Raw genomic sequence first — 20507 nt, forward strand, 5'->3', positions numbered from 1 at the left:
CGAACACGAACCACAGGTTCATGCCGCCCATCTCCTCGACCCAGCGGTGTTCGCGGGAGTCGAGCCAGACGACCTGGTCGCACCCCTTCTCGTCCACGATCACCCGGTCGCCCGGGACGACCTGCCCGTCCAGCACCATGCGCGAGAGGCGGTTGCCGACGGTGCGCTGGATCGTGCGCGCCAGCGGCCGGGCGCCGTACGCGGGCTGGTACCCGTGCTCGGCCAGCCACGCGACCGCCTCGTCGGTGAACCGCACCGTGATGTCCTTGGCCCTGAGCCGCTGTTCGAGGCTCTCCAGCATGAGCCGGGTGATCTGGGCCAGCTCCTCGTTCCCGAGCTGCTTGAAGACGATGACCTCGTCGATCCGGTTGACGAACTCGGGCCGGAACTCCTCGCGCAGCCGCCGCATCACCCGCTGCTCGGTGTCGGGGTCCATCTGGCCGTCGGCGGTGAACCCCATCGGGCCGCCGCCGGTGATCGCCTCCGACCCCAGGTTGCTGGTCATGACGACCACCGTGTTGCGGAAGTCCACCGTCCGTCCCTGGCCGTCGGTCAGCCGTCCGTCGTCCAACAGCTGCAGCAGCAGGTTGAACACGTCCGGGTGCGCCTTCTCGATCTCGTCCAGCAGGAGCACGGAGTAGGGGTTGCGGCGCACCGCCTCGGTGAGCTGGCCCGCCTCCTCGTAGCCGACGAACCCGGGAGGCGCGCCGGTCAGGCGGCTGGTGGTGTGCCGCTCCTGGAACTCGCTCATGTCGATGCGCACCATGGCGTCCTCGGACCCGAACAGGGCCTCGGCCAGTGCCCGGGCCAGCTCCGTCTTGCCCACGCCGGTCGGCCCCAGGAACAGGAAGCTGCCCACCGGCCGGTCGGGGTCGCCCAGCCCGGCCCTGGAGCGGCGGATCGCCTCGGAGACCGCCGTGACCGCCTCGTTCTGGCCGATCACCCGCGTGTGCAGCACCTCCTCCAGGTTGACCAGCCGGTCCCGCTCCTCCTGGGTGAGCTGGGAGACCGGGATGCCGGTGCTGCGGGAGACCACGTCGGCGATGTCGTCGCCGGTCACCTCCGGCACCGCGGAGCCGGTGCCGCGGGCCTGGTGGATCGAGCTCCGGGCGGCGGAGATCTCGTCGCGCACCGCCGACGCCCGCTCGTAGTCCTCCTCCTGGACCGCCCTGTCCTTCTGCTCCTCCAGCTCCCTGAGCCTCTTCTCCAGGTCCCGCAGGGAGGAGCTGGAGGTCTTCAGTCGCAGCCGCACCCGGGCGCCCGCCTGGTCGACCAGGTCGATGGCCTTGTCCGGCAGGAACCTGTCGGTGACGTAGCGGTCCGACAGCTCGGCCGCCGCGACCAGGCTCTCGTCGCTGAACCGCACCTGGTGGTGGGCCTCGTAGCGGTCGCGCAGGCCGCGCAGGATCTCGACGGTGTCCTCCACCGACGGCTCGGGCACCTGGATCGGCTGGAAGCGGCGTTCGAGCGCGGCGTCCTTCTCGATGTTCTTGCGGTACTCGTCCACCGTGGTCGCGCCGATGACGTGCAGCTCGCCGCGGGCGAGCGCGGGCTTGAGCATGTTCCCGGCGTTCATCGACCCCTCGGCGGCCCCGGCGCCCACGATCGTGTGGATCTCGTCGATGAAGATGAGCAGGCCCTCGGACTGCGCGCGGATCTCGTCCACGATCGCGGTCAGGCGCTCCTCGAAGTCGCCCCGGTAGCGCGTGCCCGCCACGATCCCGGCCAGGTCGAGCTGGACCAGGCGGCGCCCGCGCAGGGTCTCGGGGACGTCGTCGTCGAAGATGCGCTGGGCGATGCCCTCGGCGATCGCGGTCTTGCCCACGCCGGGGTCGCCGATGAGCACCGGGTTGTTCTTGCGGCGCCGGGCGAGCACCTCGATGCACTGCTCGACCTCGTCGTCGCGGCCCACGACCGGGTCCAGGCGCCCCTCGCGGGCCAGCGCCGTCATGTCGGTGCCGTACTCGTCCAGGGTGGGCGTGGCCGAGGGCTCCTCCTCGCCCCGGTCGGCGGCGGGCACGGGACCCGCGGCCTTCTGCAGTGCGGGCGGCGTGATCCCGGAGTCGCGCATGAGCTGGCTCACCGGGCTGTCGGGGTTGACCGCCAGGGCGAACAGCAGGTGCTCGGGCGTGATGCTGGAACTGCCGGTGGCCCGCGCGATCTGGAGCGCGTCCAGCAGGGCCCTCTTGGCGGACGGGGTGAGCCTGGCCGACCCGCGCACCGTCCGGGGCGCCTGCGCCACCGCCTGGTCGATCACCGCGGTGAGCTGGTCGGTGTTGGCGTCGGTGCGGCCCATCAGCTCGCGCGTGGGCTGGTGGCGCAGCAGGGACCACAGCAGGTGGACCGTGTCCACGTCGGCGCCGCCGGCCTCCAGGGCACGGCGCACCGCGGCGTCGGCCACCTCCTGGGCCTCGACGCTCATCAGCTTGGACAGGTCCACGCGGCGGACCGGGCCCCGGGCCCCGAGGAACCGGGCCAGGAACTCGTCGAAGGACCCGGGGTCGCTGCCGCGGTCGTCGGGAAAGTCGTGTGTCATCTCGTCTCGTCCCCCGTGCGTGTGGTGGCGTGCCATCGCCAAGTAGTTGCTCGGCAACTCTACGTGAATGACCCTGAATCGGGCGTCAGTGTCCTCCGGTGTGGCCGGGCCGTCGGGGTCCGCGGCCACCGGCCCTCCGGCCGTGCCCGGCGCCCTTCCGGCGTGTGCGCGACGATCGCCCCCCTCCTCGGATCCGGTGCCGCCACGGCAGTGCCGCCACGGCAGTGCCGACACGGCCGTCGGCGGGGCCGCCGGTACCGCCGCGGCGATCGCGGGAGCGCCCCCGGGTCGGGCTCCGGTGGGTGCGGTCCGGCGCACCGCCGGTCCCACGCTACCCAGCAGGGCCGGACCCGATGCCTGTCCCCTTCCGGCGGTCGACCCCCGCCCGCCTCCAGGTCTTCCCGGCGGCGGGCGCGAACACGCCGGTGGGCGCGAGGGGGGTGTCGGCGGCTGTCGCGCGGCACGCCTCCGAGCCACGTCGCGGCGCACCTGCGCAACTCCAGAGGCGTGGCTTGTTACTCTGAGTGACCATTGTCGTTTCCATCGGAGGAGTCACATGAGCCGTGTCCTGGCAACCCTGGCCCTGTCCGCCGCCCTGGTGGGGGCCGCGATCGCCCCCGCTGCCGCTGCCGCTGAAGACCACGCCGGCATGGGGGTCCTGACCGACGTCATCCCCGCCGTCCTCTTCGGCGGCACGACCTCCCAGGCCTGACGGGGGAGCGCCCGCACGACCGGTCCCGCCGACTCGTCGGCGGGACCGGTCGCGTTTCCGACGCCTTCCGCCCGGCCCGCCCTCCCCGGCGCGACCGCGCCCTCCGGCGCCCCGCGCGCGGCCCCCCGGCGCCCGGATTCCCGGCCCCGACGGCACTCCGCCCGCACCTCCTCCCGGTTCGGGCGCGCTCCTCGTCGTCACCCGGGGTCACGCTGTCGTCGCCTTCTGGTCGCCTCCACTTCTGGAAAAAATAATTAATTAGTATTTATTCTTGACGTTACCTGCGTCACGGTGGCATGCTCTCAGCGAGCAACAGAGGTGTCCGCGCAGGTGAGAGCGGGCGCTGACATACCAGGGAGGTCCCCCATGGAGAGACGACCGCGGCGCTTCCGCGGGCGCGCGCTCGCCGCACTGGCGGTAGCCGTGTGCGCGGTGACGCTCGCAGGGTGCGCCGGAGGAAGACTCGGCGAGGACGGCCGCATCGGCGTCGTCTACATGGACGCCCAGGGCTACTACGCCGGGGTCCGCCAGGGCATGCAGGACCACGCCGAGGAGTCCGGGCGCGAACTCCAGCTCCTCGAGCTCAACGCCCGCGGCGACGCCTCCGAGGAGAGCACCTTCGTGGACGTGACCGCCTCCGCGGGCGTCGACGTGCTCGTCCTGTCCCCGGTCTCGGCCACCGCCTCCATCCCCGCCCTGCGGCTGGCCCACGAGAGCGGCATCCCCGTCGTCTGCTACAACACCTGCATCGAGGACGAGGCCGCCCGCGAGTACGTCACCTCCTACATCCTCGGCGACCCGCACGAGTTCGGCCGCCTGCTGGGCGAGGCCGCCGCGGAGCACTTCGAGGCCGAGAAGGTCGACGACCCCAAGATCGCCGTCCTCAACTGCGAGTTCGTCGAGGTGTGCGTCCAGCGGCGCGAGGGCTTCGAGGAGGCGCTCTTCGACCGCCTCCCGGACGCCGAGATCGTCGCCAACCAGCAGGGCGCCACCATCGACGAGGCCGTCGACGTGGGCGAGCGCGTCCTCACCGCCCACCCCGACCTCGACGCCTTCTACGGCGAGGCCGGCGGAGCCACCATGGGCGCGGTCCGCGCCGTGAACAGCAGGGGCCGCGACGGCGACGTCGTCGTCTTCGGCAGCGACATGTCCACCGACGCCGCCCGCGCCCTGGCCGACCACACGGTCCTCAAGGCCAACGTCGACATCTCCGGCATCGCGGTGGGCCGCATGGCCGGGCAGACGGTCGAGGACATCATCGCGGGCGAGGAGGGCGGCGAGTTCGTCACCAACGCCCCCATCGACCTCTACACCACGCCGGAGGACGGCTCCCGGTGGCTGGAGGAGCACCCGGACGGCATCCCGTGACCGGAGACCCGCACCCCAGCCATCCCACCCGTCCCACCAGTGGAGCACCCATGAGCGACACCTCCCCGGTAGCGGCCGACGCGCCGGTCGTGGCCCGCACCCGGGCCGCCACCAAGACCTACCCCGGGGTCAAAGCCCTGGACGGCGCCGACTTCGAGGTCCGCGCCGGAGAGGTCCGCGCGCTGCTCGGCCGCAACGGAGCCGGAAAGTCCACCCTCATCCGCATGCTCTCCGGGGTGGAGACCCCGGATACGGGCGAGGTCGAGATCGACGGCACGCCCCTCGGGGAGGGCGGCGTCCGCCGGGCCGCCGAGCTCGGCGTGGGCACCGTCTACCAGGAGCTCAGCCTGGTCCCGCAGCTGTCCGCCGCCGAGAACCTCTACCTCGGGACGTGGCCCACCGCCGCCGGGCGCGTCGACCACGCCGCCATCAGGAACGGCGCCCGCGAGGCCTTCGCCGAACTCGGCGTCGACATCGACCCCGCCGCCGCGGCCGGCGACCTGCCCCTCGCCCAGCAGCAGCTCGTGGAGATCGCGCGCGCCCTGCGCTCGCGCCCCCGCCTGCTCATCCTGGACGAGCCGACCAGCGCCCTCGCCGCGGGCGAGGCCGACATCGTCCTGGAGGCGGTCACGCGCGTCGCCGCGAGCGGCGTCGGCGTCATCTACGTCAGCCACCGCCTGGACGAGATCCGCCGCGTCGCCGACACCGTCACGGTCATGCGCGACGGGACCGTCGTGGAGACCGTCCCCGTCAAGGGGGCCACCACCGCCCGGATCGTCTCCCTCATGCTCGGCCACGACGAGCAGGAGCAGGAGAGGCCCGGCGGTAAAGTCGACCGCTCCGGGACCCCGCTGCTGTCCGTGCGGGGCCTGTCCGTCCCGCCCAAGGTCGGCGACGTCTCCTTCGACGTCCACCCCGGCGAGGTCCTGGGCCTGGGCGGGCTGATGGGCTCCGGCCGCACCGAGATCCTGCGCGCGCTGGCCGGCTTCACCCCCGCCACCGGGACGATCGAGGTCGAGGGCACGCCCGTCGCCAGGCCCACGCCGCGGACCATGAAGCGCCTCGGCGTCGGCATCACGCCCGAGGACCGCAAGGGCGAGGGCGTCGTCCCGCTCCTCGGCGTCTCCGAGAACATGGTGATGACCTGGTTCGGCGGCGCCTCCAGGGCGGGCACGGTCCTGCCCTCCCGGGTGTCGGCCATCGGCGGCGGGCTCATCGAGCGCTTCTCCATCAAGGCCGCCCGCCCCGACACACCGATCGTCAACCTCAGCGGCGGCAACCAGCAGAAGGCCGTCATCGGCCGCTGGCTGCACGCCGGGAGCCGCATCCTGCTCCTGGACGAGCCCACGCGGGGCGTGGACGTCGAGGCCAAGGCCCAGATCTACCGCATCGTGCGCGAACTGGCCGCCACGGGCGCGGCGGTCGTCTTCGTCTCCAGCGAACTGGAGGAGCTGCCCCTCGTGTGCGACCGCGTGCTCGCGCTGCGCGGCGGACGCCTCGAAGGCGAGTTCACCGGCGACGACATCACCCTGGACAACATCATGGCCGCCGCGATGGCGGCGTGAACGGCGAGGAACTATGACCACCACCACCCAGGTCACCGGCGAGGCGGTCTCCGCCCGCGGCGACCTCATCGGCCGCTTCGGCCCCCGTCTCAACGAGATCGGCCTGCTGGCCGCCATCGTGCTCCTCTACGTCGTGCTCGGCTCCACGGCCGCCGGGTTCCTGAGCCTGGACAACCAGCTCGGACTCCTGCGCAACGCCGCGATGATCGGCATCGCCGCCTGGGGCGTCACCCTGGTGATCGTCGCCGGCGAGATCGACATCAGCATCGGCCCGGCGGTCGCCTTCGCGTCCGTCATCGTCGCCAAGGGCGCCACCGAGTGGAACATCGGCGTGGGCGGGGCGATCGTCCTCACCCTCGTGATGGGCGTCCTGTGGGGAGCCCTCGCCGGGTGGCTGCGCGCCCGGTTCAACGTCCCCTCGTTCATCACCACGCTCGGACTGTGGAGCGTCCTGGGCGGCCTCGCCCTCTACATGACCGACGCCCTGCCCGTCCCGCTCCCCGAGAGCGCAGTGTTCGACGTCCTGGGCGGATCGGTCCTGGGCGTGCCGACCTCCGCGGTGATCATGCTGGTCCTGTTCGCGGTCTTCGCGTACGTCTCCCGCTACACCGCCTACGGCCGCTCCGTCTTCGCCACCGGCGGCAACGCCGCTGCCGCCCGGCTCGCCGGGATCAACGTCTCCCGGGTGCGGATCGCGCTGTTCGCCACGACCGGCCTGCTCGCCGCCATCACCGGCGTGCTCATGGCGGCCCGCCTGGGGTCGGGCAACGGCGGCGCCGCCGCCGGGCTGGAGTTCGACGTCATCGCCGCCGTCGTCATCGGCGGCACCGCCCTGGCGGGCGGGCGCGGCTCGCTCGGCGGGACCTTCCTCGGCGTCATCTTCATCACCGTCATCGCCAACGGGCTGGTCCTGCTCGGGGTCAACTCGTTCTTCCAGGACGTGGTGCGCGGCCTCATCATCGTGGCGGCCGTCCTCGTCAACGTCATCATCAGCAGGCGCGAGTCCGCCCACAGACTCACCTAGCGGAGCGCCCGCGGGACCGCACGGTCCCGCGGGCGCCCCACCCGAGCCGGGGCGGCCCGCCACACCGCCCCGGCCGTATGCCGTCCGCACGAAGAAACGGGGGAGACCCATGAACGCGACCACCGAACCGCTCCCGGACACCATGCCCGGGGTGCGCCTGCCCGGCGACTCCACCGCCGTCCTCGACACCCTGCCCGTGCCCGAGCCCGGCCCCGGGCAGGTCCTGCTGCGGGTCGGCGCGTCCGGCATCTGCGGCAGCGACATCGGGTTCATCTACCACGAGCACAAGACCCACCGGGGCGTCGACGGCCCCGCCTACCGCGGCGTGGTCGCCGGCCACGAGCCCTCCGGCACCGTCGTGCAGGCGGGCCCGGGCTGCCGCCGCTTCGGCGCCGGGGACCGCGTCATCGTCTACCACATCGCCGGCTGCGGGCTCTGCGACAACTGCCGCCGCGGGTTCATGATCAGCTGCACCGACCCCTCCCGCGCGGCCTACGGGTGGCAGCGCGACGGCGGCCACGCCCGCTACCTGCTGGCCGACGAGTCCACCTGCGTGCCCCTCCCCGACGAGCTGTCGTTCGTGGACGGGGCCCTCATCGCGTGCGGGTTCGGCACCGCCTACGAGGGGCTGCGCCGCATCGCGGTCAACGGCGACGGCGACCTCCTCGTCGTCGGACTGGGCCCCGTCGGGCTGGCCGCCGGCATGATCGGCCGCGGCATGGGCGCCGCCCGCGTCATCGGCGTCGAACCCTCGCAGGTGCGCCGCGACTGGGCCGCCGGCCTCGGCGTCTTCGACGCCCTGGCCTCGCCCGAGGAGGCCGCCGAGACGGTCGGCCGCGCCACCGGCGGACGCGGCGCGGCCACCGTCATCGACTGCTCCGGATCGCGCCCCGGCCGCTCCCTGGCGCTGGAGAACGCCGCCGAGTGGGGGCGCGTGTCCCTGGTGGGCGAGGGCGGGACCCTGGAGACGGAGGTCTCCGACACCCTGCTGCACAAGCAGCTCACCCTGTACGCGTCCTGGGTGACCTCCCTGCCCGCCATGGCCGAGCTGGCGCAGAACCTGGTGCGGTGGGGGCTGAGCCCCGAGCGCGTGGTCTCGGACCGCTTCGCGCTGGCCGACGCGGACGAGGCCTACCGGCTCGCCGCGGGCGGCAGCCGGGGCAAGGTCGTCCTGGTGGACGGGGACCGGTCGTGACCGGGGCCGTCACGGTCGAGCGCGACGCCTCCGGGGCGCACGAGCTCGTCGTCCTCGACAACGGACTGCTCAGGGTGACGGCCGCACCCGCGCTGGGCGGGCGGATCCTGTCCGTCCGCCACCTCGGGCGCGAGCACCTGTACCGCAACCCGCGCCTGCTGGGGGAGGACCTCCAGCCGCTCCCGGGCGTCGTGCTCGGCCCGGTCGGCGGGCCGATGAGCGCGTGGCACAACGTGGGCGGCGACAAGACGTGGCCCGCGCCCCAGGGGTGGGACGGCCCCGGCCAGTGGGCCGGACCGCCCGACCCGGTCCTGGACTCGGGGGCCTACGCCGCCGAGACCTCCACGGCCCCGGACGGCTCGGCCACCCTCACCATGACCAGCGGCGACGACCCGCGCTCGGGGCTGCGCCTGGTCCGGCGCCTGACCCTGGAGCCGGGGGCCTCCGGCTACCGCCTGGAGCTGGAGGCGGTCAACGCCTCCGGGGTCCCGCGCGAGTGGGCCCTGTGGAACGTCACCCAGATCGACGGCGGCGACGGACCCGGCGGCGCGGACGGCGGGACGCCCGCTGACGCGCGCGGCCACGGGGTCTACGTCGGTGTGCGCGGCGGGGGCCCGCACACCGTGCCCCTGGTCGCGGGCGACGCCAACCCCGCGACCGCCGAGCACACCCCCTCGGTGGTGCGCGTGCCCGCGCAGGACGTCGTCGGCAAGGTCGGCTTCCCCACCGCCTCGGGCTGGCTGGCCCACGTGGGCGCGGCCGGCACCCTCACCCAGCGCTTCGCCGTGGACGAGGGCGCGGCCTACCCCGACGAGGGGTCGCGGGTCGAGGTGTGGCTGGAGTACCCCGTCGAGCAGCCCCTGGAGCACCTGGGCGGCCTGCGCCCCGTCGACAGGGTGGTCGAGTGCGAGGCGCTGGGCCCGCTCACCGTCATCGCCCCGGGCGCGAGCACCGCCCTCACCGTCGAGTTCGGCTTCGGCACGACCGCCGGACCCGTCCTGGGGGTGACCCCGCAGGGCTACTGGTCGCAGCCGTCCGGCCCCGGGGCCGGACCGGACACGGACCCGTCCCCTCCCGCGGTCTTCACGGCCCTGCGGGAGGGAACACACGACGGGGGCGCCCCGGCGGGGGAGCCCGCAGGACCCCGGCCGGAAACCGCCCACGGCCCCGGCACGCCCGCGTCCGCCGACCGCGCGCGGACCCACGACCACCACCCGGACCAGGAGTGACATGACGAACAGCAGGCACGACGGGGTCACCGCCGTGGTCACCGGCGCGGCCCAGGGCATCGGCGAGGCCACCGCCCGCCGCCTGGCGGACGAGGGCGCCGCGGTGGTGCTGGCCGACCTCTCGCCCCGTGTGGAGGAGGCGGCCGAGCGCGTGCGCGCGCACGGGGGCCGGGCCGTCGCCGTCCGCGCCGACGTGTCCGACGAGGGCGACTGGGCGCGCCTGGTCGGGACCGCCCGCTCGGAGTTCGGCCCGGTGGGGGTCCTGGTCTCCAACGCCTACACCGTCGAGGTCGCCCCGGCCCACGAGACCACGCTCGCCTCCTGGGAGCGCCAGCTGTCGGTGAACCTCACCGGCGCGTTCCTGGGGATGCGCGCCTGCCTGGACGACCTCACCGCCCGACGGGGCAGCGTCGTCCTCACCTCGTCCGTGCACGCCTGGTTCGGTCTGCCCGGCCGCCCCGCCTACGCCACCACCAAGGGCGGCCTGACCGCACTGACCAGGCAGCTCGCCGTCGAGTACGGCCCGAGCGTGCGCGTGAACTGTGTCCTGCCCGGCCCCATCCTCACCTCCGCCTGGGACGGGGTGGACGAGGAGGACCGGCGCGAGAGCGTCGCCCAGACCGCCGCCCGGCGCTTCGGCGACCCCGCGGAGGTCGCCTCCGCCATCTCCTTCCTCGCCTCCGCGGAGGCCTCCTACGTCACCGGGGTGAGCCTGCCGGTCGACGGAGGGTGGAGTATCTACAAGGCGTCGTCGTGACGCACCGGAAGGGGAGGAACTGATGGCGGCCTACTCGGGGCGCGGGGTCCACGGCCAGACCGTGCGGTTGCTGGGGGAGCGCGTGCTCTCCGGCCGGATCGCCGAGGGCGAGACGATCGACCTGGCCGCCCTCAGCGACGAACTCGACCTCAGCCTCACCGCGATCCGCGAGGCGATCAAGGTCCTCGCCGCCAAGGGGCTGGTCGGCTCCCGGCAGCGCAAGGGGACCTTCGTGCGGGCGCGCGCGGACTGGAACCTGCTCGACCCCGACGTGGTCAGGTGGCAGATAGCGGCGGGCGCCGGGGACGTGTTCTTCCGCAACCTGGCCGAACTCCGCGAGGCCCTCGAACCGGCCGCCGCCCGCCTGGCCGCCCTGCGCGGGACCGCGGAGGACGTCGCGGCGCTGCGCGCGGCCGTGGCGGACATGGCCGAGTCCGGGGAGGCCACCCCCGAGGCGGCGGCCGACGCCGACCTGCGCTGGCACCGCGCCCTGCTGGCCGCCACCCGCAACGAGCTGTACACACGCACGGACGTCTTCTTCGCGGCCGGGCTCTCCGAGCGCGACCGCCTGGTGCACGGGGGAGCCCACAAGGACCCCGTGCCCAGCCACGCCGCCGTCACCGAGGCGGTCGCGGCCGGCGACCCGGTCGCGGCGGAGCAGGCCATGCGCTCCCTGCTCGACCAGGCCAGGGAGGACCTCCTCCGCGCCACCGGAGAAGGCGCACACGACGACGATCTGGAGAAGCCCCAGTGAGGATCACCCGCATCGAGACGTTCCTCGTCCCGCCCCGGTGGCTGCTGTGCCGCGTCGAGACCGACGACGGGGTCGTCGGCTGGGGCGAACCGGTGGTGGAGGGCCGCGCCGAGACCGTGCGGGCCGCCGTCGGGGAGCTGTCCGACCTCCTCATCGGCGAGGACCCCACACCCGTCGAGCACCACTGGCAGCGCCTGACCAAGGCAGCGTTCTACCGGGGCGGCCCCGTGCTCTCCAGCGCGGTCGCCGGACTCGACCAGGCCCTGTGGGACATCGCGGGCAAGCGCCTGGGGGTCCCGGTCCACCAGCTCCTGGGCGGCCCGGTCCGCGACCGGGTGCGCGTCTACGGCTGGGTCGGGGGCGACGACCCGGCGGAGCTGGCCGACGCGGTCTCCGCGCGGGTGGAGTCCGGCCTCACCGCCGTGAAGATGAACGCCTCCGGCGTCATGGGCCGCTCCGCCACCGTCCGCGAGATCGACGCCATCGTGGACCGCCTGGCCCAGGTGCGCGACGTCCTCGGGCCCGACCGCGACGTGGCGGTCGACTTCCACGGCCGGTTCAACGCCGCCACCGCCCGCCGGGTCCTGCCGCTGCTGGAGCCGCTGCGCCCCATGTTCGCCGAGGAGCCGCTCCTGCCCGAGTACGGGCACCTGCTCCCCGACATCGTCCGGTGCAGCCCGGTGCCGATCGCCACGGGCGAGCGCCTGTACAGCAGGACCGACTTCCTGCCCGCGCTCCAGGCCGGGATCGCGGTGGCCCAGCCCGACCTGTCCCACGCCGGCGGCATCTCCGAGGTGCGGCGCATCGCCTCCCTGGCCGAGACCTTCGACGCGGTGCTCGCCCCGCACTGCCCGCTGGGCCCGGTCGCCCTGGCCGCCAGCCTCCAGGTCGCCTTCGCCACCCCCAACTTCCTCATCCAGGAACAGAGCATCGGCATCCACTACAACAAGGACGCCGAGATGCTCGACTACGTCGTGGACGCCGGAGTCTTCGCCTTCCCTGACGGGAACATCCACCGTACGGACGCCCCCGGGCTCGGAGTGGAGGTGGACGAGGACGCGGTGCGCCGCGCCGACCGGGTGGGGCACCGGTGGCGTCCGCCGGTGTGGAGTCACGAGGACGGATCTTTCGCGGAATGGTAGGGGGACCGATGGAACCGGTGGTCAGTGTCTGGAGCGAGGACCGCTTCGAGCTCGGGGAGGGGCTGCGCTGGGTCGGCGGCGACCTGCTCATGGTGGACATCCTCCGGGGCCGCCTGCTGAGACTGGCCCCCGGGGACCCGGGGCCCGCCCACGAACTCGCGGCCCTCGACGTCCCCCTGGGCGCGGTCGCCCCGGTCCGGCACCGCGCCGGCGCGCTCGTGGCGGCGGCGGGCACCGGCATCGCCCTGCTGACGGGCACCGGCGGCGGTTCCGCCGCCGTGGAGTGGCTGGGCCGCCCCGAGGACGGCGCGGCCACGCCGATGCGCATGAACGACGGCTGCTGCGACCCGCACGGACGGTTCTGGGCGGGGTCCATGGCCTACGACGGCACCCCCGGGGCCGGGTCGCTCTACCGGGCCGACCCCGCCGGAGGGGTCACCCGCGTCCTGGACGGCTACACCGTGCCCAACGGCCCCGCCTTCACCCCGGACGGCTCCGTGATGTACCTGGCCGACAGCGCGGAGGGGCGCATCGACGCCTACGCACTGGACGCCGAGGGACTGCCCGGGGAGCGGACCGTGCTGGCCCGCGTCGGGGAGGGCAGCCCGGACGGTATGCAGGTCGACGCCGAGGGGCACCTGTGGGTCGCGGTCTGGGGCGGGGGGCGCGTGCACCGCTACGCGCCCGACGGCACGCTGGACCGGGTGGTGGAGGTGCCCGCCGCGCAGCCCACCAGCGTGTGCGTGGTCGGGGACGATGAGCCCGTGCTCATGGTCACCTCCGCGACCGTGGGCCTCACGGACCCGGGGGCCGGTGACGGCGCGGTGTTCGCGCTGCCGGTGGAGGTCCCCGCCGCGCCCGCGCACCACTTCGGCTGAACCCCCGGGCCCGGGGCCGGCGCGGCACACCCGCCCCGGGCCGTCCGGGCCCCGCCCGCCGTGCCCTCCGAGGTCCCGTGCGTGCGTTCGCGCGGAGGGATCCGGCGCCGGACCCCGCGGCCTGCCCGCGAAGGGTCACGGAGGCCCGTGCCCCTGGGCCGGGGCGCGGCCCCGGGACACGCAGGGACGCTGCCGCACCCGTCCGGGGCCGCGGTGGAGGGCTCAGCCGCGGCCCCGGACGGGGCCGCCCCCCTTCCCGGCCGCGCCGGACTCCCCGCCGACGGACTCCTGGTAGAGGTCCGCGTAGGTGCGCGAGTCCTTGACCAGGTCGTCGCAGAAGGCGGCGACGTCGTCGCCGATGAGTTCCAGGACCCCCTTGCCGGCCGCGGCGCCCTCCTCGAAGAACTCGACGATCCCCGGAAGCAGGTCGCCGTCGGCCAGGTCGACCGGTCCGACCTTGAAGAAGTACCTCTGGATCTCCTTGTAGACGATCCGGTAGTCCGGCGGAAGCGCCTTGACCCGCGCCACGTGCGCCCGCCACTGCCTCTTGCCCTCGATGATGTCCTGGACGCCCACGTCAGCCTCCCAGCCTGCCCAGTTTCCTTGCGACGTTGCGGTTCAACTGCTCGCGCCACCGGTCGCGGTGGCTCCGGGACCCCTCTCCGCCGGCCAGCGCCGCGCAGAAGCCCGCGATGTCGTCGCCCAGCACGTCATGGACGTCCTGCCCGTCCGCCGCCGTCTCCTCGAGCAGCCCCAGGGCGCTGTCGAGGATCGGCACCAGGTTGCGGCCGGTGAAGCCCGAGTAGGGGAAGAGGTGGGCCTTGATCTGCTTCCACGCCGCCCGGTGTCCGTCCGGCAACGCCTCGGCCCGGACCTCGAACGCCTTCCACTCCCTCGTGAGGTCGCTGCCCGTCACGGTCTCCCAGAGGTTCATCTCCCACCCTTCCTGAGCTCGTCGACGCGTGAGGAGAGGTACTCCCACTTCGCCCAGAACGTCGCGAGTTCCGCGCGCCCCGCGTCGTTGAGCGCGTAGAACTTGCGCGGCGGCCCCATCCCGGACGGTCGCTTGGTCACCTGGACGAGCCCGTTCCTCTCCAGGCGCAGGAGGATGGTGTAGACCGTCCCCTCGACGACATCGGCGAAGCCGAGTTCGTTCAGCCGCCGCGTGATGGCGTAGCCGTAGGTCTCCTCGCCGCCGATGATCTCCAGCACGCAGCCCTCGAGCGTGCCCTTCAGCATCTCCGTCAGGTCGTCCATGGCGGAGCCCTCCGGCCTCTCCTAGGTACTACGTGTCATTAGGTACCGCTACAAAGTAGCACAGGGTAGAGAATTCCGTTCCGCGGACGGGGATGAAGGCCACGGCCGCCCCGGGCCGCCCGTTCTCCGGCACGGCGGCCTGCCCGTCGCCGCGGACCGGACGCACGACGGGTGTTCGTTGCGTGCTCCCGCGGGTACTTTCCGTAGGGGCGGGTCCGCCCCGCCCCGGGCCGCCCGGCCCGGCGGACACCCCTTCCGCGACGTACCGCCCCCTGCCCCCGGCGGTCGGTGACCCCCGCTCCGCACAGACGCCGTCCGCGGCCACCGCCGACGGCCGGCGCGATCCGGCGCCTCCCCCTTCCGCGAGGCGTCCGGCCACCGCTGCCACGCTCCCGACCCGTATCCCACGGGGAGTGCCGACGCGCTCCGGACGACAGCACCTCGGCCGGGACGCCCGCGACCTCCCCCGCCCCGAGAGGAAGACGACATGCCCCGACACCGCCGCTTCGAGAAGGACCGGGCCCAGACCCTCACCCCCGGCGAGTGGACGTCGCTGGAGTTCGAGACCGTGGTCGACGCCGACCACGGCGGCACCTCCACCGGCAGCCTGTACAGCCTCGTCGGCGTCAACGAGCCGGACGGCGCCCTCTACGACTTCTCCGTGGGGATGACCATCAGCGACCTGTCCGCCGGGGCGGAGGTGCAGATCCGCGCCACCGAGTACGAGCCGGACGGCGACGGCGGGTGGCGGTACGCCCGCAACCGGCCGGTCGACAGCCCCGTGCAGGCCGGGGGGAACGGCCACTTCACCTACACGTGGAAGGGCAACCTGGCCAAGGGGCGGCGGGTGCGGGTGCGCCTGGCCCAGCAGGGCGACACCGCCGCGACGATTGTGTCGGCCACCGCGGACGTCTTCTACTGGCCCAAGTAGCGCCGCGGAGCGGAAGGCCGGACCCCCGGGGACCCGGAGGTTCCGGAGGGTCCGGCGCCGGAGCCCTCCCGTGGCGCGCCGTCGCGGGAGGGGCGCTCCGTGTCCGGCGCGGCCCGGGCACTGCGCATGGGCTCCGCGGAGAGCCGATGCGGCGCCACCGCGAGCCCTGTGCGTGCGGCGGGGCCGGTCCAGTCGTCGTCACGCACCGATCGTGGGACCGGGGTCGGGGTCCGGGGCGATGCCGGTGGCGGAGGCCGTGGCCTGCCACAGCCCGCTCGCGAGCACGGTGTCCCGCGCGGTCGCCGACCGGCGGGCGGGACCGGCCGGACCGCGGGTCTCGAACGGCCCCGTCGGGCCCAGGTAGCTGCCGCCGGGGACCGGGCCGGTGGCCGCGAGCAGCTGGGGTCCGATCCCGGCGGCGACCGGCTGGGAGAGGTAGCGGTCCGGCAGCACGAACAGGCGGTCCTTCCACGTGCCCCCGCGGGCGAGGGCGTTGTTCAGCAGCTCCGACGTCGTCAGTCCCGGGTGGGCGGCGACCGACAGCACGGGGTCGTCGGCCAGTCGCAGCCGTCGGTCGAGCTCGGCGGCGAACAGCAGGTTCGCGAGCTTGGAGGCCCCGTAGGCGCGCGTCGGCGAGTAGCGCCGGCGCTCCCAGTGCAGGTCGGTGAGGTCGAGTCCGCCGGTGCGGTGTCCCAGGCTCGACGTCGTCACCACCCGGGAGGGCCGCCCCGGGGTCCCGGCCGACCGCAGCGCGGGCATCAGCAGCCAGGTCAGCGCGGCCGGACCGAGGTGGTTGGTCCCGATCTGCAGCTCGAACCCGTCGCGGGTCCGTTCGTGCGGTCCGAGCGACACGGCGGCGTTGTTGACCAGCACGTCGACCCGGTCCCCGGTGCGTTCCCGGATGTCCGCGGCGGCGGCGCGCACCGAGTCGAGGTCGGCCAGGTCGAGCAGAACGGCCTCGGCCGAGCCCGGGCCGTCGATTCCTGCCCGCACCCGCTCGACGGCCGCCTCTCCGCGCCGGGCGTCGCGAACGGTCATCAGGAGCCGGGCCCCGGCCCCCGCCAGCGCACCGGAGAGGGCGAGGCCGAGGCCGGAGGTCGTCCCGGTGACGACGATGGTGCGGCCCGTGAGGTCGGGGAGGTCGTTGGGCGGAGGCGCCATGGGTTCGTGTCTCCTGTTCGGATGGTCTTGCCCGCCCGAGCCGGCCGACGCGGCGCCGCACACGGTTCGCCCGCGCCCACCGGTGCTGTTCCGGAGGCGGTGGGCAGCCCGGACGGGCGGCACGCGCGGGCATCGTCCGCGGACAATTCATGTGACGGTGTCACGTGAACTACGGTCCCCCATACGGATGACGCTGTCAAACGGATGGGCCGCGTGACGCTGCCCGAGTACGGGGAGCCGGACGACCCGCGGGCGCGGGAGCCCGGCGGTCCGCCGCGTCCGCGGTCTCAGCCGCGCCGTTGCGCCTCCCGTTCGAGGAGGGCGCGGAAGGAGCCCGGGGGCCGTCCGGTGACGCGCAGGACGGTGTCGGTGACGCGGTCCTCCGCCCCCTCGGAGATGGCGTGGTCCATGTCGGCCAGCAACGCGGCGAACGCGGGCGGCATCTGCGCCGAGAGGCGGTCGCGCATCTGCTCGCGGGTCAGGCGGCGGTGCTCCACGGGCCGGCCGGTGACCCCGGTGACGGCGGCGGCGATGTCGTCGTGGCTGAGCGCCTCCGGCCCGGTGAGGACGAGATCGGTGTCGGGGGCGTGTGCGTCGGTCAGGGCACGGGCGGCGACGGCCGCGATGTCCTCGGCGTCGACGAAGCCGATCCTGCCGTCGCCCGTGGCGGTCCGGATGACGCCCTCCTCGCGGATGCCGGCGGCGTGTACGTGTGTGCCGGTGAAGTTCTGCATGAACCACGAGGGCCGCAGCACCGCCCACTGCCCGAACAGGTCGGGCAGGGCGCGGTGCACCTGTCCCACCGCGGGGCCGTCCTCGGGGACGGCCGAGGAGCTGAGGAGCACCGCGCGGCGCACGCCGCAGGCGCGGGCCAGCCGGAGGAACGGCAGCATGACCGCCGCCGGACCGGGGTCCCCCACGGGCGGGACGAGGTAGACGCGGTCGGCGTCGCCGAGCGCGGTGGCGTGGGTGGCGGGGTCGTACCAGTCGAAGCGGACCGGTTCCGCGCCGGGGACCGGGGCACCGCGGCGGCTCGCGGCCCTGACGCGGTGTCCGGCGGCCGCCAGCCGGGCGGCGGTGCGGCTGCCGGTGGTGCCGGTGGCGCCGATGACCAGGGTCGTGGAGGTGGCGGTCATCGGCTGCTCCCGGTGAAGTCGGCGCCGGTTTCGAGGGCGGCGAGGGGGTTCCAGTAGTCGCGGTAGGAGGAGATGAGCCCGTCCCGGACCGTCACGACGGCGATGTAGGTCATGTCGAAGGGGCTCCCGCTCTCCACCAGGCGGCCGGCGCCGCGCATCTCGGCCACGACGGTCTCGGGTTCGGCGGTCAGGTGGATCCGCAGCTCGGGGAAGTCGTGCAGGTCGATGTGGTCCGGGTAGCGGCTCATGTACGCGGCGACGGCATCCCTGCCCTCCAGGCGCTTCGGCCATCCCTCGGGGGCGAAGGGGAACTCCATGAGGCCGTCCTCGGCCCACAGGGCGACCCATGCGGCGATGTCCTTGTCCAGCAGGAGCCGCAGGCCGTGGCGGTGGAGATCCGCCGGGGAAGTCGGTGCGGACACGGGTGTCCTCCCTCTCGCTCGATGTATTCGGACCGTGGGTCCGTTTAAAACATACGGACTGGCGGTCCGCTTTGCAAGTGCGGGAGTGGTCGGGCGGTTGGCTCTCCGTGGGGCCTGGTTCCCGTGCGTCCGCTCGGCGCAACCCTTCTTGGGGTGCGCGTTACCCAGGCATTACTCCAATTGGTAATATGACGATCACTCTGAGTGGCGATGGAGTGCTGTGTCGCGGCCTGTCCGCGGTCTGACGCAACCCCTCGTCCCGCCCGGAGCCGCACCCCGTCGTCCCTCTCCCCGGAACGGAGCAACCCCGCATCCCCCCACACCCGCCTGAGACCCGTGAAAAAGGACATGAGCAACCGTCAGCCCGAATCCCACGTGAAAGAACTCCACGCCACGGCCCAAGCACTGTGGCGCGCCGTCTACGAAGCCAGCGCCGTGGTCTTCGCGGAGCGCACCGTGCACCAGGCACGGCTGGCTGATCTCGACGCCGCCCAGCAGTGGGCCCGGACCCGGGTCGCCTCCGCCCGCAGGGAGCTGGTCAGGGCCTTCGACGCCAGGGACGCCGTACGGGTCGAAGCCGCCCAACGGCACCTGCGGGAGTGCGAGGACGAGGAGGTGCACATCGACCTCGCGGTGACCGCCGAGGCGCGCGCCCTCGTCCGTACGGGACTGGCGGAGCTGAACTCGACCCTGGAACAGGTCTGCCGCGCCCTCGACGCCGACCGGAGGGTGCAGGAGGCCGTCGCCCGCGAGCACGGGGTGCGGCCGGGCGCGAGGGCCTGAGCGGGGAGGCCCGGCGGCGGTCCGGCGGCGGCCCGACTACCTCGCCGGGCCGCCCCGCCGGACGCGGAGCGCGGCCCCGCCGTGCCTCGCGCTCCGGGACGGCCGGGTCCGGCCGCCGGCCTCCGCCCGGTCGGGCGCGGGGTGTCCCCGGGCCGCGGCGGCCCGGGGGCTGCCGCCCCATGCCGTGACCAGGCCCCGCGCATCGTCTGCCGACCGAGCTCCGGGGGCACGGCCCTCCGGACCTGGCGTTCCCGATTGTTTGCGCTCCTCCATTCGGGAGAGGCTCAACTACCTGGGGTAATAAAAGGGAACGGAAGGTAGTCATGCGTCGTTTCGCCACCACTCTGACCCTCGTCCTGCTGTGCGGCACCGCGCCGGCTGCGTCCGCGCACGCCGCGGCCATCCACACCTGCGCCCGGATCGTCTTCGACGAGGCGAGAGCCGTGGCCGAGGGGACGGACTGCGAGAGCAACGGGGAGTCCAGCCCGGGGGAGATGCACTCCGAGGAGGTCGGCACGAGGTACGCCTGCGAGGAGATCACCCCGTCGGCCGACCGTGCGGACGCCACGGGCGCGGGGTGCCGACCGCTCTCCTGACCGCGGTCGCGAGGGGGCCGCGTCGGTCCGCTCCCCGGTGGTCGCCGTCCCGGCCCCGCCGCCACGGCGCGACCGGGCCCCGCGGGCAGGCCGCTCTGCTCCCCGCCGGGCGGCTCAGTCGTCCGAGGCGGGGCTCCACGACACCCGTACCAGGCACTCCACCGATTCGGGCGGCGGACTGAACCCCGCTGTGCGGGCCTCCTCCGGGGTCATCCACAGGATCAGGTCGGGGAGGTCGTCCTCGTCCTCGTAGGCGGACGCCACCGCGCGGACCCGGTCCGCGTCCAAGTCCGGGCCTCCGCGCACGAACCCCGCCGCCCGCCGGATGATCCTCATGCCGTCCGGCACCAGGTGGTCGAGCGCGGGGACGCCGGCCTCCGCCACCCGCGCGATCTCCTCGGCGGGAGCGTTTCGGGCAGGGTCCGCTTCGACGGGCTCCTCCCCGGTGGCGACGTCGGCGCCCGGCACCTCGTGGCCGCACGGCTCGTACCGGGCGCGTGCGTGGGAGAACGCGGCCGGTTCGGAGCCGGGCAGGGCCGAGTACCTGGGGGAGCGGTGAACTCGGACGGCTGGGGTGCCGCATGTAGGGCAGAGGATCATGGTCCGCCGGTACCCGTCAGGTGTGGTGCTCATGCGGAACGGCCCTTCTGCGGGGGCCTCAAACTCGCTGGTCGAGGACCGAAACCCCGTGCGTCGCCGAGGTGGCGTACGGGGCGGTTCCTGCGGTCGCGGGCGGCATGCCTGTCATGTGCCGGGTGTTCGCCGAAGCTTCTCCTCCTGTGCGTGCAGGGTGGTGATGAGGTCGTCGATGTGTGCGGCGGTGGTGTGGGCTCCGGTGCCGGTGGCCAGGTCGCGGGCCTCTTCGAGGGTCTGGAGGAGGCGTCCGTGGTCGGGGCGCGCGTCGAGCAGGGTGTTGATCTGGGCGCGGGGGTAGCGGCGGTGTCCGCCGAGGGTTTTGACCGAGGCGAGGCGGCCGTCTTTTTCCCAGCGGGCGACGGTCTTGGGGTCCACGCGGAAGAGGCGGGCGACCTCTCCGGGGGTGAGCAGGGCCTCGGCGCTCT

Annotated in this window: 21 protein-coding genes and 1 pseudogene; 13 read left to right on the forward strand and 9 right to left on the reverse strand. The window is 74.0% G+C overall.

All coding sequences use genetic code 11. From position 1 onward, the window contains the following. Positions 1-2536: AAA family ATPase (locus ABZ234_RS32245; RefSeq protein WP_355014556.1), on the reverse strand; the 2536-nt coding region annotated here is incomplete at its 3' end. 556 nt (positions 2537-3092) lie between these two features. Here ABZ234_RS32245 and ABZ234_RS32250 point away from each other — a divergent pair. The 10 genes from ABZ234_RS32250 (at position 3093) to ABZ234_RS32295 (ending at position 13160) form a co-directional block, all read left to right on the forward strand. Further along, positions 3093-3248 carry a hypothetical protein gene (locus ABZ234_RS32250; RefSeq protein ID WP_355014557.1) on the forward strand — a complete coding sequence of 52 codons (156 nt, stop codon included), beginning with the start codon at positions 3093-3095 and terminating at the stop codon, positions 3246-3248. Positions 3249-3614: 366 nt separating this feature from the next. Then, complete coding sequence (locus tag ABZ234_RS32255; protein ID WP_267945484.1) at positions 3615-4616, forward strand: substrate-binding domain-containing protein; 1002 nt, start codon at positions 3615-3617, stop codon at positions 4614-4616. A gap of 50 nt (positions 4617-4666) precedes the next feature. Beyond that, positions 4667-6181, forward strand: a complete 1515-nt coding sequence (locus ABZ234_RS32260) for a sugar ABC transporter ATP-binding protein (RefSeq protein ID WP_355014558.1) — start codon at positions 4667-4669, stop codon at positions 6179-6181. A 13-nt stretch (positions 6182-6194) separates the two neighbouring features. Further along, complete coding sequence (locus ABZ234_RS32265; protein WP_267945482.1) at positions 6195-7205, forward strand: ABC transporter permease; 1011 nt, start codon at positions 6195-6197, stop codon at positions 7203-7205. Between the two features lie 109 nt (positions 7206-7314). Beyond that, complete coding sequence (locus tag ABZ234_RS32270; RefSeq protein ID WP_355014559.1) at positions 7315-8400, forward strand: zinc-binding dehydrogenase; 1086 nt, start codon at positions 7315-7317, stop codon at positions 8398-8400. After that, the gene (locus tag ABZ234_RS32275) at positions 8397-9629 is read left to right on the forward strand and encodes a hypothetical protein (protein ID WP_355014560.1); all 1233 of its coding nucleotides are present in this window, start codon (positions 8397-8399) and stop codon (positions 9627-9629) included. Before ABZ234_RS32270 ends, ABZ234_RS32275 begins: the two co-directional genes overlap by 4 nt. A gap of 1 nt (position 9630) precedes the next feature. Further along, positions 9631-10386: an SDR family oxidoreductase gene (locus ABZ234_RS32280; protein WP_355014561.1), complete on the forward strand. Its 756-nt coding sequence runs from the start codon at positions 9631-9633 to the stop codon at positions 10384-10386. A gap of 22 nt (positions 10387-10408) precedes the next feature. Further along, positions 10409-11140: an FCD domain-containing protein gene (locus ABZ234_RS32285; RefSeq protein ID WP_267945478.1), complete on the forward strand. Its 732-nt coding sequence runs from the start codon at positions 10409-10411 to the stop codon at positions 11138-11140. Beyond that, positions 11137-12282, forward strand: a complete 1146-nt coding sequence (dgoD, locus tag ABZ234_RS32290; RefSeq protein ID WP_344179350.1) for a galactonate dehydratase — start codon at positions 11137-11139, stop codon at positions 12280-12282. The genes ABZ234_RS32285 and dgoD overlap by 4 nt, the downstream gene beginning before the upstream one ends. Positions 12283-12290: 8 nt before the next feature. Beyond that, entirely contained in the window at positions 12291-13160 is an 870-nt protein-coding gene (locus tag ABZ234_RS32295; protein ID WP_355014562.1) for an SMP-30/gluconolactonase/LRE family protein, read from the forward strand. A 222-nt stretch (positions 13161-13382) separates the two neighbouring features. Here the strand turns inward: ABZ234_RS32295 and ABZ234_RS32300 are convergent, their stop codons facing one another. From ABZ234_RS32300 to ABZ234_RS32310, 3 genes are read right to left on the reverse strand one after another with little or no spacing between them, the layout of a single operon-like run. Continuing rightward, positions 13383-13736: a DUF1048 domain-containing protein gene (locus ABZ234_RS32300; protein ID WP_355014563.1), complete on the reverse strand. Its 354-nt coding sequence runs from the start codon at positions 13734-13736 to the stop codon at positions 13383-13385. A gap of 1 nt (position 13737) precedes the next feature. After that, entirely contained in the window at positions 13738-14094 is a 357-nt protein-coding gene (locus ABZ234_RS32305; protein WP_355014564.1) for a DUF1048 domain-containing protein, read from the reverse strand. After that, positions 14091-14417: a PadR family transcriptional regulator gene (locus ABZ234_RS32310; protein WP_267950435.1), complete on the reverse strand. Its 327-nt coding sequence runs from the start codon at positions 14415-14417 to the stop codon at positions 14091-14093. The genes ABZ234_RS32305 and ABZ234_RS32310 overlap by 4 nt, the downstream gene beginning before the upstream one ends. A 487-nt stretch (positions 14418-14904) precedes the next feature. On the opposite strand from ABZ234_RS32310, the gene ABZ234_RS32315 reads away from it, so the two are divergent. After that, on the forward strand, positions 14905-15348 hold the full coding sequence (locus ABZ234_RS32315; protein ID WP_355014565.1) for a hypothetical protein: 444 nt from the start codon (positions 14905-14907) through the stop codon (positions 15346-15348). 198 nt (positions 15349-15546) lie between these two features. On the opposite strand, the gene ABZ234_RS32320 is transcribed toward ABZ234_RS32315, so the two are convergent. From ABZ234_RS32320 to ABZ234_RS32330, 3 genes are all read right to left on the reverse strand, one after another. Continuing rightward, positions 15547-16509 carry an SDR family NAD(P)-dependent oxidoreductase gene (locus tag ABZ234_RS32320; RefSeq protein WP_355014566.1) on the reverse strand — a complete coding sequence of 321 codons (963 nt, stop codon included), beginning with the start codon at positions 16507-16509 and terminating at the stop codon, positions 15547-15549. Between the two features lie 287 nt (positions 16510-16796). Next, entirely contained in the window at positions 16797-17645 is an 849-nt protein-coding gene (locus tag ABZ234_RS32325; protein ID WP_355014567.1) for an NAD(P)H-binding protein, read from the reverse strand. Then, the gene (locus ABZ234_RS32330) at positions 17642-18067 is read right to left on the reverse strand and encodes a nuclear transport factor 2 family protein (RefSeq protein WP_355014568.1); all 426 of its coding nucleotides are present in this window, start codon (positions 18065-18067) and stop codon (positions 17642-17644) included. The genes ABZ234_RS32325 and ABZ234_RS32330 overlap by 4 nt, the downstream gene beginning before the upstream one ends. A 348-nt stretch (positions 18068-18415) precedes the next feature. On the opposite strand from ABZ234_RS32330, the gene ABZ234_RS32335 reads away from it, so the two are divergent. Together ABZ234_RS32335 and ABZ234_RS32340 are read left to right on the forward strand one after the other, a co-directional pair. After that, complete coding sequence (locus tag ABZ234_RS32335) at positions 18416-18850, forward strand: hypothetical protein (RefSeq protein WP_355014569.1); 435 nt, start codon at positions 18416-18418, stop codon at positions 18848-18850. Between the two features lie 323 nt (positions 18851-19173). After that, entirely contained in the window at positions 19174-19446 is a 273-nt protein-coding gene (locus ABZ234_RS32340; RefSeq protein ID WP_355014570.1) for a hypothetical protein, read from the forward strand. 114 nt (positions 19447-19560) lie between these two features. Here ABZ234_RS32340 and ABZ234_RS32345 read toward each other — a convergent pair whose 3' ends face one another. Continuing rightward, positions 19561-20079 (reverse strand): hypothetical protein, encoded by a 519-nt coding sequence (locus ABZ234_RS32345; RefSeq protein WP_355014571.1) that lies wholly within the window; start codon positions 20077-20079, stop codon positions 19561-19563. 297 nt (positions 20080-20376) lie between these two features. Continuing rightward, a pseudogene (locus tag ABZ234_RS32350) lies at positions 20377-20507 on the reverse strand (BldC family transcriptional regulator); the annotation flags it as partial.

This window comes from Nocardiopsis sp. NPDC006198, assembly GCF_040613895.1.
GTDB classification, from domain to species: domain Bacteria; phylum Actinomycetota; class Actinomycetes; order Streptosporangiales; family Streptosporangiaceae; genus Nocardiopsis; species Nocardiopsis tropica.